The following is a 12,854-nucleotide window of genomic DNA, read 5'->3' on the forward strand; positions in this document are numbered from 1 at the left end:
ATCATGGGTCCTGAGGTCAAAGCGATACAAACCGACGCCAAGCCGTCCGCAAGCGCCGACGTCGTTGTCATCGGCGGCGGCATCGTCGGGGTAAGCACGGCGTACACGCTGGCGCAGCGGGGCGTATCGGTCATCCTGTGTGAGAAGGGCCATATCGCAGGCGAACAATCGAGCCGAAACTGGGGCTGGGTTCGACGCAACGGCCGCGATCCGCGCGAACTCCCGCTCATGATGGAGAGCTTCAGGGCGTGGAACGAGTTTGCTTCGAAGAAACTCGACACCGGATTTACGGTCTGCGGCGTTGTCTCGATCGCGAAGACCGACGCCGACCGCGCCCGACACAAACAGTTTGTTGAGGATGCGCGTGCTTTCCAGATCGGCAGCCGCGTCATCACGTCGAACGAGATCAGGGAAATACTGCCTGGATACGCAGGAGACGGTCGCTCCGCGCTCTATAACCCGACCGACGCCCGCGCGGAACCTCAGCGCGCCGCCCCTGCCGTGGCGCTCGCCGCCCGGGATCTCGGGGCGGAGATCGTGCAGAATTGCGCCGTGCGCGGCGTAGAACTACAGGCCGGTCGAATCTGCGGTGTCGTAACCGAACTGGGCTATATTCGTACGAGTCAGGTCGTGGTTGCGGGCGGCGCCTGGTCGCGTCTTTTCTGCGGCAATCTCGGCGTCGATCTGCCGCAGATGAAAGTGTTGTCGTCCGTCTGCCGCACCGCGCCGCTGAGCGGCCTTCCCGAAACATCAGCGTATTTCGGCGGCGTTGCTTACCGCAAACGCGACGACGGCGGCTACAACATAGCGCCAAGCGTTGGCCTGAACGTACCCATCGTCCCCGACATGCTCAGACTTGCGCGCATGTATCTGCCCGCGTTCATGGCGGAGCGAAAATCTGTAAAGCCACGCCTCGACAGCCGTTTCCTGACAGAACTGCTGACCCCCCGCAGCTGGGATCTCGATATGCCGACTGTCTTCGAAAAGACGCGCGTGCTTGATCCAAAACCCAACATCGCGCTGACGCGCAGTAAAGTCGCTGATTTGCAAAAACTATTTCCTACGGCAGGTCCGATCCATATTCTGCAGCACTGGGGCGGGCTTATCGACGTCATGCCGGATGCAGTGCCAGTCATCGACACGGTGGCGAAGATACCCGGCCTCACCATTTCCACAGGTTACTCCGGTCATGGTTTCGGCATTGGCCCAGGCGCAGGCGTCCTAACCGCCGACCTTGCGACCGGCAAGACGCCCTGCGTCGATCCCTCGCCCTTCCGTCTGTCGCGTTTCACTGACGGCACGCCAATGCGTTTGATCGGCGGATTTTGACGCTTTGAAGCTCCACCTGCCACGGCGACGTTTCCTTGGGGCGGCTGGCTGTGTCGCAGTCGCCGCACCCCGATGGCCCGCCTTCGCTGACGCGCCAAGCCAGATCATCGTCGGCCTGGCGCAGGAGCCTACCGTTTTTCATCCGCTGTTGCCGCATATCGAGGTCGATGACGGCGTTCATATGAACCTGTTCAGCCCCCTCTGGTCCATCGACGCCAAGGGTGCGTTCGTACCAGATCTGGCCGAAAATGTGCCCGATCAGAACAACGGCGGTCTGAGCGCAGGCGGGCTGACATGGCGCGTGAAATTACGGGGCAATGCGTTCTGGCATGACGGACGCCCGGTCACGGCCGCCGACGTTGTCTTCACATTTCAAACGCTTCTCGATCCATCCTTTCCGGCATACAGCAGGAAAGGTTTTGAATTTATCGAGCATGTTGAGCAGACCGGTCCGCTTGAACTAACCTGGCGCATGCGCAAACCTTACGCGCCGTTTCACGCCATTCTGGCCAGCGCCATGATCGTCCCGGCGCATCTTCTCAAAGGCGTTTCTGACACAACGGCTTTTACATCCAAACCAGTGGGAAGCGGTCCCTTTATATGGGACGAGCGCGTTCCCTCTGACCACATACGCCTGCGCGCCAACCCACACTGGCATTTGGGGCGAGCCGGCGTCGATTACGCGATCATTCGCTACATTCCCGACGTGACAGTCATGTTCACACAGTTCGAAACGGGAGAAATCGACTACCTCGGCATGCCGGGCATTCCGCCCAACAGATATCGTCAGGCGCTGACGTTGCCAGGACGGCAGGTCTTTCGAGCTCCGCAGCCATTTGTCGAAAGCATAGCCATCAATCTGGCTCGACCTCAATTCCACGACATTGTGGTAAGGCAGGCAATCTACACAGCGATTGACAAGCTAGGCATACTGGAGACTCTTTTTGAAAATATAGAATCTGATACGGAGTCTTTTCTTCCATCACAGTCTTCTTACTATAACCCCGATCTGCCAAAGCAGACATTTGACCCACAAGCCGCCGCAGAAAGCCTCGACCGCGCCGGGTGGCGACGCAGACTTGGCGGCGTGCGCGCCCGCGACGGCGTCAAGCTGGAATTCGTAAACGCCACGACCTCCGGCAACGCGTTACGCCAGCAGGTTCAGGAAGTCATTCAGCAAAATCTCGCTGATATCGGCATCATTATGCGTATCGAAAATCGACCCGCCGCCGTGATGTGGGGGGGGTACTGGTCGCAGTCGCGCTTCGACACCGCGCTGGTGTCCGTCGACTTCATGACAGGGTCGGACCCGGACGCCTCAAGCTATTTCACATCCGACGCATCGCCTGCACGGGGCGGCGCAGGGCAGAACGTGTTTCAGCTTGCCGACAGCCGGATAGACTCCCTGTTTTTGAAAGCGAACGCCAGCTTCGATCACGAAACGCGTCTGTCTTATTATCGGACGATCCAGAGCCTTGTGCGCGCCGATTTACCGTTTCTGCCGTTATATCAACAAAGCAATGTCGAAGGCGTACGCACGGGCCTCACCGGATTTGAAAGCAACGTCAACGTGCGCTCCAACCTATGGAATCTCGCACGCTGGCGCTGGACTTCTTCGGCTCAGTAAAGGTCTTCTTCCGAGCAACTCACCGCCAGTTCGGCGACGTTCGCCGTGTTCGGCAGGTCGAGCACCATGCCAACCATACGCGCCAGGTCAGCAGGTTGCGTCATCTCCGCATCTTCACGCGAAGTGATGCTGCGCGCCATGTCGGTCGCAACGAACCCGGGACATATGGCGGTGGCGCGAATTCCGTCGTTCCAGCCCGTACGCTTGATGCTGTGCGTAAGAGCAACAGCTGCATGCTTCGTGATTGCATAGGGACCGGAATCGGCAGATTTGACGCGCTTTCCTGAAAGCGAAGCGACGATGATCACGCGCCCCTTTCCACATTCCCTGAGATGCGGCCACGCCGCGCGAACAAGACGAATCGGTGATTTGAGATTGACGTTCAGCATTGCGTCCATCTCGTCGTTTTCAATCGTGAGGATCGATTTCGGAATCATGATCCCGGCATTGGCGATAACCGCATCGATACGCCCGAACGCAGTGACCGTCGACGACACCCAGTCCTCTTCCCCTCCTGCACTGGCGTCGAACGCGTGCGTATGCAGTGTGGGGGACGCCTCCAAAGTGGCGGGATCGCGCACACCCGCACTAATGGACCACCCCGAAGACTGCAGATGCTCCGAAATCGTGCGGCCGATTCCTCTGTTTGCTCCAGAAATCATGGCGACGCGACGCGTATGCAGGTTGTTCATGGCCGCTTCCTTCAATACGTTACAGAAAAGAAATCGCCCGAGGCGATTTACGCACCCTAAACCACGATGTCACGAAATGGAATTTCTCATGACGACCGCTCCATGACGATTTCGTCCATCGCTGCAAAGAAGTTTCAACGTCGTGTTCTCTTCGCCGGCGCAAGCGGTCTTTTTACGGACGGCTATATGCTCGGCTCAATCAGCCCGGCGTTGCCGGGCGCCATCGCCACGCTCGGGCTGGGATCGACTGGCGCAGGAGCCGTCGCCGCTGCGCCGTTTCTCGGGCTCCTGCTGGGCAGCCTGTTCGGAGGCCCCGTGATCGACCGCTACGGTCGACGCCTTCCGTTCGTGTGGGACATGTGGCTGTTCCTTCTCTTCGCCATCGGACATATTTTCGTCCATGGACTGGCGGACCTCGTCGCCCTTCGCTTTCTGACCGGACTGCTGCTCGGCGTAGATTACGTCGCAGGCAAGGTTTATGTTTCGGAATGCGTCGCGAACGAGCGTCGTGGCGCGATGATGAGCTGGCTCAGCGTTTCGTGGATCGCCGGGTACACCACTGCGTTCGTCGCAGGCTCCGGGCTCCGACAAATTTTTGGCGCTGACGACTGGCGACTGATTTTCGCCAGCGCCAGCGTCCCTGTACTCGTCGCCATCACCTTTCGTAGAAATCTCCCCGAAACCGCGCCATGGCTCGCCCATCACGGACGAATAAAAGCGGCGCTGGCTGTCGGCAGACGCTGCTTCGGGGCGCACTGGACGCCGACTGCCGCCGCAGCTTCCCCGGTTCCACATTCGTCCGGCTGGAAAGCCCTTGTCAGACCTCCGCAACATCGCGTCACCTTTGGCGTTGTTGCGTTCTATTCGTTGCACAACGTTCCTTATCTCGTACTGAACACCTTCCTGCCCGGCGTTCTCGCGGGAGTCGGCGTGCGGAACCCGTTCACTGCGGGCATTCTCTACGACGCCCTGATCCTGGCGGGCGCATTGGTCGGCCTGAAACTGATTGACGTTGTGGGGCGCAGAACGCTCGCGATTGGCAGCCTCTGCATTCAGGCCGCACTGCTTTTCGGTGTGATCGCCTGCTCCACGTCGCCCCAGATTACGCTGATCCTGCTCGCCCTGTTCGGCGCGGTGCTGGCGTCCGCGGACAGTCTCACCTACGCCTATCCACCAGAATGTTTTCCCACCGCATTACGCGCTCTGGGCATCGGCCTGACGGTCGCAGCCAGCCGGGCGCTGGCGACAATCGCGACCTTTATCTTCCCGCAGTTGGTTACAGCCTATGGCATGCAGTGGGTGATCGCTGGACTCGGACTCGTCCTTGCTGTCGGAGCCGCGATTTGCGCGGCGACCCTGCAGGAAACGCGTGACGCCCATATTACATGAGAGCGCGCCTGCGATGCGTCAGCGGTGAACCTGTAACAACCTTGAAGGCGAGACAACCGCAGAAGCCTTCGGCGAAAACGCCACGCCAATCGCTTTGCCGGTTGGCCGCTGCGCCGCAGCACGAGGCGAGAGCGTCGGGCCGGCCACCGGAAGCGCCCGCTCCATTACAGGTGATCGGGCCTCGTCCCACGGACGCCAGTTCGTCAGTTGCGCGCGCGCATCAAGCCCTGCGACGGCGAGGGCCGAAAGCGCAAGAAGCGTCAGAACAATGGTTTTCATGCCGTCTCCTCAAGCGCTCACCACCACCGCACCACGCCCTTCGGCGCAGCGTCACGCCCAACCAATAGCTGCATTGCCTGTAGCGAATACGGCGAACGTGTAGCGAAAAGTAACAGGCCACAGTTGCGCCGGACCGTTGATCTCGTGGATAGCGGTGTGTTGTCGCCGACGTTCAATTTACACCATTAAAAATAGTGATTTCCTCCATCAAGAGCGACCGGGGTTTATCACTTGATATCAAGCGCCCCCCCCACTAAATGGAAGCCACAAATTACGACCACAATTCGTGCAACACGGGCTTACCGCGATAATGTCCCTGACTTCCGACAAGATATCGACCATCGAACGGGCCGGCGACGACGCCAGAGCGGTCTTGCGCAGCGCGCTGGAAACGCTGCACGGCGACGTCGCCGTGCTTTCGTCCTTTGGTGCGGAATCGGCGGCGTTGCTGTCTCTGGTCGCAGACATCGCGCCCGCGACGCCGGTCCTGTTTCTGGAGACGGGACAGCACTTCCCGGAGACCCTGGCCTATCGCCGGGCATTGGCGACGCAGTTGGGTCTGACCGACGTACGCGACATCCGACCGAACCCGGACGCACTGAGAAACCGCGACCCGGAAGGACATCTCTGGGCGTTCGATCCGGACGCCTGCTGCCAGCTACGCAAGGTCGAGCCCCTCGATCTGGCGACATTGCCATTTCACGCGCTGATCACCGGACGCAAACGATCACAGGCGAGCACGCGGCAACGCATGGAAATCGTCGAACCCAACGGCGAGGGTCGTATCAAGATCAACCCGCTGGCGACGTGGTCCGCCGCAGACCTCGACGAAGAGATCGAGCGGCGTTCCCTGCCTCGACATCCGTTGAGCCTTCACGGCTACCCCTCCATCGGTTGCGCGCCCTGCACACGGGCAGTGGGCGAAGACGAAGACCCGCGCGCCGGACGCTGGTCTGGCCTCAACAAGACCGAATGCGGCATTCATCGCCCGACTTTATAAGAGAAGGTTACCCCGATCATGGATCACCTCGACCAACTGGAAGCCCAGAGCGTCTTCATTTTGCGCGAGGCGTACCGGAAGCTGAAGCCGCTGGCGATGCTCTGGTCGCTGGGCAAGGACTCGAACGTCATGGTCTGGCTGGCGCGCAAGGCCTTCCTTGGCCGCGTGCCGTTCCCGGTGATGCATGTCGATACGGAAAAGAAATTTCCGGAGATGTACCAGTTCCGAGACGAATACACGAAGAAGTGGAATCTGGACCTCCTGCTGGGCTACTGCCCGCCGGTCGAGGAAATGGACCCCACCCTGCCGCCCGCAGCCCGTTCGGCCGCGCGCAAGACGGCTGGTCTCGCCAACATGATCGAGACGCATAAGCTGCAGGGCGTCATCGCGGGCATTCGCCGCGACGAACAGGGCACCCGCGCCAAGGAGCGCGTGTTCAGCCCGCGCGGCGCCTCGCACAAGTGGGACATCCGCAACCAGCCGCCGGAGTTCTGGGACCAGTACGCGACGCCACATGAAGAGGGCATGCATATCCGCGTGCACCCGCTGCTCGCGTGGCGGGAAATCGACATCTGGCGCTACATCGAGCGTGAAGGCATTCCGCTCGTGGACCTCTATTTCGCCAAGAACGGCAAGCGTTATCGCTCGCTGGGCGACAAGGACATCACCAACCCCATCGAGAGCAACGCCTCGACGCTCGCCGAGGTCATCGCCGAGCTTGAGACGACCCGGACTTCCGAGCGCGCAGGGCGCGCCATGGATCATGAGTCGGAAGACGCGTTCGAGCGACTGCGCGTCGCGGGCTATCTGTGAGCGGCGGAGAAAAGAGCATGAGCGAGACACTGACCGCCACGACCGTCATCGACCCGATCGATCGCGACGTCGCCCTCGAAGCCGCAACGCCGATCGTCATCGTCGGCCATGTCGATCACGGCAAGTCCACCCTCATCGGGCGCCTGCTCTACGACACCGATAACCTTGAAGACGGCAAGGTCGCGCAGATCATCGAGTCCTCGAAGAAGCGCGGTCTGGCCATTGAGTGGAGTTTCCTGCTCGACAGCCTGCAGATTGAACGCGATCAGGGCGTGACGGTCGATTCCACCCGCCTGCCCTTCCGTCTGGGCGATCGACAGTTCGTCATCGTCGACGCGCCCGGCCACAGGCAGTTCCTGCGCAACATGATCACCGGCGCCGCCGACGCGGACGCCGCCGTGCTGGTCGTGGACGCCAACGAGGGTGCGCAGGAGCAGACCCGCCGCCACGCGATGCTGCTGCGCCTGATCGGCATCCGCCACATCATCGTGCTGCTGAACAAGGTCGACCTGCTGGACTTCGACGAGCAGCGCGTGGCTGCCGTCCGCCGCTCGGTCACCGACCTGCTCGGTCAGCTCGGGCTTGAGCCTGCTCTCTTTGTCCCTGCCTCGGCGCGCGACGGCGACAACATCGCCAGCCGTTCCGACCGGTCCCCTTGGTACACGGGGCCGATCCTGACCGAGGCGCTGGCCGCCGTCCCCGGCGCCGACTCCCGCGCCGGACTGCCGCTGCGCCTGCCGGTGCAGGACGTCTACCGCTTTGACGACAAGCGCTATGTGGCGGGTCGTATCGAACGCGGCGAAATCCGCGTCGGCGACTCCCTGACGATCGGCGCCCAAGGTAGCGTCGCGCGCGTCGCCTCTATCGAACGTTGGCAGGCTCCGCAGCGCGATTTCGCGCTGGCGGGCGAGTCCGTCGCCATCACGCTTGAGCCGGACGTCATTCCCGATCGCGGCGACATGCTGTTCCCCCCCTCCGCCAAGCCCGTGAAGGCGGCGCGCATCCGCGCGCGTCTGTTCTGGCTGCGCCAGGAGCCGCTGCGCGTGGGCGAGACCTTCCGCTTGCGCCTCGCCACCGCCGAACATCAGGTGACGGTGGCGTCGATTGACTCGGTCGTACGTCTCGACGACCTGACCGAGCAAGCCGCAAGTGAGGTCCCGCCGGAAGGATTCGCCGAGATCACCCTGGCCGCCGCCGAAGCGATCCAGTTCGACGTGTTCGCCCCGGGCACAGCCGACGGACGCGGCGTGCTGGTCGATCGTAACCAGCGCATCGTCGGCGGCGCTCCCCTTCTGGGCCCCGCTGATGTTGCTGGCGAGCATAATGCGATCCATCCGTCCGGCGGCGTCGTCGACGCGGCGGAGCGTCGGCGCGTCAAGGGTCACAGCGCTCGCGTAGTTTGGCTCACCGGCCTGTCTGGCGCGGGCAAAAGCACCATCGCGCGTCAGGCGGAGCAGCTTCTGTTCTCGCAGGGCGTCGACGTGTCAGTTCTGGACGGCGACACATTGCGCATGGGCTTGTGCAGCGACCTCGGCTTCAGCGAGGCCGACCGCCATGAGAACGTCCGCCGCGCAGCTGAAGTGGCGCGTATCCTCGCCGAGACCGGACAGGTCGTCGTCGTCGCGCTTATCTCCCCTCTGGCCGCCGACCGCGCCCTTGCGCGTCGCATTATTGGCGACAGCTTTGATGAGGTGTTCGTCGACACCAGCCTGAGCGTCTGTGAGGGCCGAGACTCCAAAGGGCTCTACGCGGCGGCGCGCGAAGGCAAGATCGCCAACTTCACTGGCGTCAGCGCGCCATACGAAGCGCCGGAGAAGCCGGAACTGCGCATCGCCGCCGATGCAGGGTCCGCCGAAGCGCACGCGCGCGAGTTGACCGAGTTCGTTCTCGGGAAAACAGGACGCGGTTAGCACCGGTCCTTCGATCTTTCAGAAAAACGCGGGCTCAGGTCCGCGTTTTTTGTTTGTTCTGGCCTGCGCGAGTGATGGGCGGCTATGGGCAGCGCGTGCCCGCTCCGGATGGCGCCCGTCAGCGGCGGCAATTCCATTTGCATTTCATTCGTAGATAGATGTTGCAAATGCGACTGGATCGCAATTAGAGTGAGGGCATCACATTGGAGGCCGGCGCGGCGGCGTCGGATTTGCCCATGAATGCGACCATGACCTGCTCCCTCGCCCTGAACGACCTCTCCACCAGCGAGCGCCTGACGATATGGACTGTGCGCCGACTTAACAGGCCGCTCCAGCCATCTCTCCGACACCGCACAACACTGGCGATGCCCTGCTTCCGTCAGGACTTCGAAGCCGTATCCGCAGCTTTCCGCCGCGCCGCCTCCCGTCTTGCCCGACGTAACATGCGCCTCGGCGATATCGGATTGCCGGCGGCGGAAGGCGTGACGCAAACCGAAGCGCGCTTCCTCGCGGCGACCTCCGCCGCGCAGAATGGCGAACGGACGCGCGCGCGGGACATTCTGCGCCCCCTGTTCCCTCATCATGCGGTATTGGGACCAATCGTCACGGCCATTACGCTTCTTGGGGCCTGCATGGCCGGAGCCGGACATTGGCTGCCCCGCTCGGCGCGCACCGGGCTTCCTTCCGGAGCCGTCGTCGCGCAGCAGGCAGATACGGAGCCCACCATATCCGCACGCGTCATACGCCTTGAAACGCGTCGTGCCATGACCGAAAAAAAGGGAGAAGACACGACCGCCGCCCGCGACGCCCGCCCTCAGAGCTTTATCGGAGGAGCCGCGCTCACGACTCTGGCACGGTGGCATGAACTGGATCTTGATGCGACGCCGGTACTTTGGGCGCGCACCGACCACGCTGCGCCGCATCCTGAGATACAACGATAGCAGACCGCATCGCGGCGTGTCCCTGCTGAAGGACGCACGCGGCGATAAAGCAACGACCACGAGCCTGCGGCGTTTGCCGCAGGCTCGCTTACGCAAAAGTTCAGGCTGGATAATCTGAATTATGAGGATGACCCGGCTCGGGCAGATGGTCAGCCACGCCGCCCATCAGCGGGTCGGTAATGCTGTCGCGTCCGTTTTCAATGTGTCCGGCCAACTGCATGCGGAAGCTGCTGTCGCCCTCAATTTCCACGGTCAGATCATACCAGCCGCCACAGGCGCCAGCCTCCAGACGCAACATGTGAGATTCCATCGGGCGTAACCAGTGCCCCGACAGCTTCTGTCCGGTATAGGCGTCCGTGAGCAACAGTCTCACGCTATTGAAACCGTGATTGATCAGATCAACATGCAGGGTCTGCTCTCCATGGTCGGCCCGCGTGTCCATCCCCAATCGCGTGACGTTCGCCGATTCAAAATTCCCCTTGCAGGAACGGAAAAATCCGTTCGGTCCATAAACGCTCAGGTCATACGCACCCGCCGTGGAGGCATCCCACACGTCGCTCAACCGCTTGCGCGCCTCAACCGTGTAATAACGCATCTCCGACGTCGCGGTCGCGTCACGCACATGGAGCACTGCGCCCGCGTCTCCCGAGTTGCGGAAACCGAGGACGAGTTTTCCTGACTCATGATGCGGCGTCATATGGACGTGCAGATTATACGGCAGCGCACGGGCACGACGGATTCCCGTTTCCTGAACAGGCGTCGCCTGCTCAGAAGGAACCGCCGGCACATAGCTGCTGTGTCGTTTGGAATCCTTTGGCGCGTAGCTGCTGGTCGCTGGAAGCGCTTCCAGCCTTCCGTTCGGATTGCTGAAATCAAAGGCGGATGTCAGATCGCCGGAAACCGCGCGGCGCCACGGAGTGATGTTGCTTTCGATCAAACCCGGGTAATGCGGCGCAAAACGCGTTTCGAGGAAACGTATCAAGGAGGTGTGGTCAAAAACCTCGGAATTGACCCACCCTCCCCGGCTCCATGGCGAAACCACGATCATCGGGACGCGTGGGCCAAATCCATACGGGCCAGCTGCGTAGCTGCCGCTCCCGGGAAACAATTCGTTCTCAATGGAAACCGTGGACTTTCCATGACGGTCGTCGGCTGGCGGAGAAGGAGGCACAATATGGTCAAAGAAACCGTCATTTTCGTCGAACATGACGAGCAGGGCAGTTTTGCTCCAGACCTCCGGATCTTCCGTCAAAATGTCGAGAACCTGCGAAACATACCATGCTCCGTAATTCGCAGGCCAATTCGGGTGCTCGGAATAAGCCTCCGGAGCTACGACCCATGAAACTTGAGGAAGATTTCCTGACTTCACGTCGGCGCGCAGGATGTCAAAAAATCCGCCCGACTCAGCAACGTTCGTGCCGGTCCGCGCCTTAAGCGCCAACGAAGACGATGACGGCGCGTTTCGGTACTGGTTGAAATACAGCAAAGAAGAATCACCGTAGTTTCCGATATAGGGATTGCTGGTCCACCCCCAGGATCCGGCGGCCGTCAGCCCCGTGCCAATGTCCTGATACACTTTCCAGGACACTCCTGCTTTTTCGAGTCGCTCCGGATATGTGGACCAGCCGTACCCCGCTTCAGCGTTATCGACGACTGGGCCACCGCCGCTGCCGTCATTTCCTACCCAGCCCGACCACATGTAATAGCGGTTAGGATCGGTGGCTCCCATGATGGAGCAATGATACGCATCGCAAATCGTAAATGCGTCGGCCAGAGCATAGTGAAACGGAACGTCGTTACGCGTCATATGGGCCATGCATGTCGTGGACTTCGCCGCGATCCAGCCGTCCCATTTTCCGTCGTTCCACGCCTCGTGCGTCGTTTTCCAGTCATGCGGCAGGTCGGCGAGGAACTGCATGCCCATATCGGGCGCGTCCGGATGGAAAGGCATCACCACGGAACTGCCGTGGGGCTGCTTCCAGACGCTGTCTCCTGAGGGCAAACGCACGGCGCGTGGATCATTATAGCCACGGACGCCCTGAAGCATTCCAAAATAGTGATCGAAAGATCTGTTTTCCTGCATCAGGAAAATGACATGCTCGACATCATCAATGGAACGCGTGCGGTTGTTGGCTGGCAGAGCCATCGCCTTGCCAATGCTCGCCTGCATGGACCCGGCCATGGCGCCGGAACCGAGAAGTTTCAGGAAGTTTCGACGATCCGTCTGGTTCATTGGGGCGTATTTTCACTTCTCGTTAAAAACGCGCGCAACATATCAACGGGATTATTGCCATTGGTGACAGATTTGTGAATATCCTATGAAAAGTCGGGAGACAATCCAAAGGCTTTAAACTTGGACGCCTCTAAAAAACACAACACGTAAATTTCAAGACAAATGGCGTCGCCTGACATGATCTGAGTGATTTCTCTATGCCCAATAGGGGCAACGCCATTACAGGCCCAACGACGCTCGCAAAAAAAGCCCTATATTTTAGGAAAAATTTCCAACCAGAAACTATCGTACTGCCTCACCCCGAGCGGGTTTCGATTCCGTGACGCTTCAGCCACACCGTCGCAAAAGAACAATGTGAAACGATCGAACGTTTTTCTGCACGCGCAGCGTCCACGGCGGCGCTCACCAAAGCTGAGCCCACGCCTCGGCCGCCAAGCGCGTCGGGCACCAACGTATGCTGGATGACCAGCGCGTCGCCGCTACGCTCATAAATCAGCGTGGCCAGATGGCCTTCCATGGTCGTTTCAAAACGATTCTGGCTTACATTATCGACGATCGTCATCGACGCTCACCTTCCCAGCCGCACCTTGCGACACGAACCTGATCCGCTCGCGTCGGCGCTTAAGTAAAGGGCCCATCCA

General features: G+C 60.7%; 11 protein-coding genes. 7 read left to right on the forward strand and 4 right to left on the reverse strand.

The features are described from left to right. Positions 1 to 3: 3 nt before the first annotated feature. Both HK28_RS02605 and HK28_RS02610 read left to right on the forward strand, forming a co-directional pair. Positions 4 to 1,329, forward strand: a complete 1,326-nt coding sequence (locus HK28_RS02605) for an FAD-binding oxidoreductase (RefSeq protein WP_086643063.1) — start codon at positions 4 to 6, stop codon at positions 1,327 to 1,329. A 4-nt stretch (positions 1,330 to 1,333) separates the two neighbouring features. Beyond that, a complete protein-coding gene (locus tag HK28_RS02610) occupies positions 1,334 to 2,956 on the forward strand; it encodes a peptide ABC transporter substrate-binding protein (RefSeq protein ID WP_086643064.1) in 1,623 nt (540 codons plus the stop codon). Here the strand turns inward: HK28_RS02610 and HK28_RS02615 are convergent. Then, on the reverse strand, positions 2,950 to 3,648 hold the full coding sequence (locus HK28_RS02615; RefSeq protein WP_086643065.1) for an SDR family NAD(P)-dependent oxidoreductase: 699 nt from the start codon (positions 3,646 to 3,648) through the stop codon (positions 2,950 to 2,952). The genes HK28_RS02610 and HK28_RS02615 overlap by 7 nt on opposite strands. 102 nt (positions 3,649 to 3,750) lie before the next feature. Here HK28_RS02615 and HK28_RS02620 point away from each other — a divergent pair, with 102 nt between their 5' ends. Next, on the forward strand, positions 3,751 to 5,037 hold the full coding sequence (locus HK28_RS02620; RefSeq protein WP_158093367.1) for an MFS transporter: 1,287 nt from the start codon (positions 3,751 to 3,753) through the stop codon (positions 5,035 to 5,037). A gap of 18 nt (positions 5,038 to 5,055) precedes the next feature. Here the strand turns inward: HK28_RS02620 and HK28_RS02625 are convergent, their stop codons facing one another. Next, complete coding sequence (locus HK28_RS02625; protein ID WP_086643067.1) at positions 5,056 to 5,316, reverse strand: hypothetical protein; 261 nt, start codon at positions 5,314 to 5,316, stop codon at positions 5,056 to 5,058. 310 nt (positions 5,317 to 5,626) lie between these two features. On the opposite strand from HK28_RS02625, the gene HK28_RS02630 reads away from it, so the two are divergent. The 4 genes from HK28_RS02630 to HK28_RS02645 all read left to right on the forward strand — a co-directional run bounded on the left by HK28_RS02630 (position 5,627) and on the right by HK28_RS02645 (position 9,980). Continuing rightward, complete coding sequence (locus HK28_RS02630; RefSeq protein WP_086643068.1) at positions 5,627 to 6,316, forward strand: phosphoadenylyl-sulfate reductase; 690 nt, start codon at positions 5,627 to 5,629, stop codon at positions 6,314 to 6,316. A gap of 18 nt (positions 6,317 to 6,334) precedes the next feature. Next, positions 6,335 to 7,129, forward strand: coding sequence for a sulfate adenylyltransferase subunit CysD (cysD, locus tag HK28_RS02635; protein WP_026397419.1), 795 nt, complete (start codon positions 6,335 to 6,337; stop codon positions 7,127 to 7,129). A gap of 17 nt (positions 7,130 to 7,146) precedes the next feature. After that, the gene (cysC, locus tag HK28_RS02640; RefSeq protein ID WP_086643069.1) at positions 7,147 to 9,039 is read left to right on the forward strand and encodes an adenylyl-sulfate kinase; all 1,893 of its coding nucleotides are present in this window, start codon (positions 7,147 to 7,149) and stop codon (positions 9,037 to 9,039) included. 236 nt (positions 9,040 to 9,275) lie between these two features. Beyond that, the gene (locus HK28_RS02645) at positions 9,276 to 9,980 is read left to right on the forward strand and encodes a hypothetical protein (protein WP_086643070.1); all 705 of its coding nucleotides are present in this window, start codon (positions 9,276 to 9,278) and stop codon (positions 9,978 to 9,980) included. Positions 9,981 to 10,080: 100 nt separating this feature from the next. Here HK28_RS02645 and HK28_RS02650 read toward each other — a convergent pair whose 3' ends face one another. Both HK28_RS02650 and HK28_RS02655 read right to left on the reverse strand, forming a co-directional pair. After that, positions 10,081 to 12,213 carry a phosphocholine-specific phospholipase C gene (locus tag HK28_RS02650; protein WP_086643071.1) on the reverse strand — a complete coding sequence of 711 codons (2,133 nt, stop codon included), beginning with the start codon at positions 12,211 to 12,213 and terminating at the stop codon, positions 10,081 to 10,083. Between the two features lie 295 nt (positions 12,214 to 12,508). Continuing rightward, positions 12,509 to 12,775 carry a GNAT family N-acetyltransferase gene (locus tag HK28_RS02655; RefSeq protein ID WP_086643072.1) on the reverse strand — a complete coding sequence of 89 codons (267 nt, stop codon included), beginning with the start codon at positions 12,773 to 12,775 and terminating at the stop codon, positions 12,509 to 12,511. Positions 12,776 to 12,854: the final 79 nt, after the last annotated feature.

The organism is Acetobacter sp. DsW_063 (assembly GCF_002153745.1).
Classification (GTDB): Bacteria; Pseudomonadota; Alphaproteobacteria; order Acetobacterales; family Acetobacteraceae; genus Acetobacter.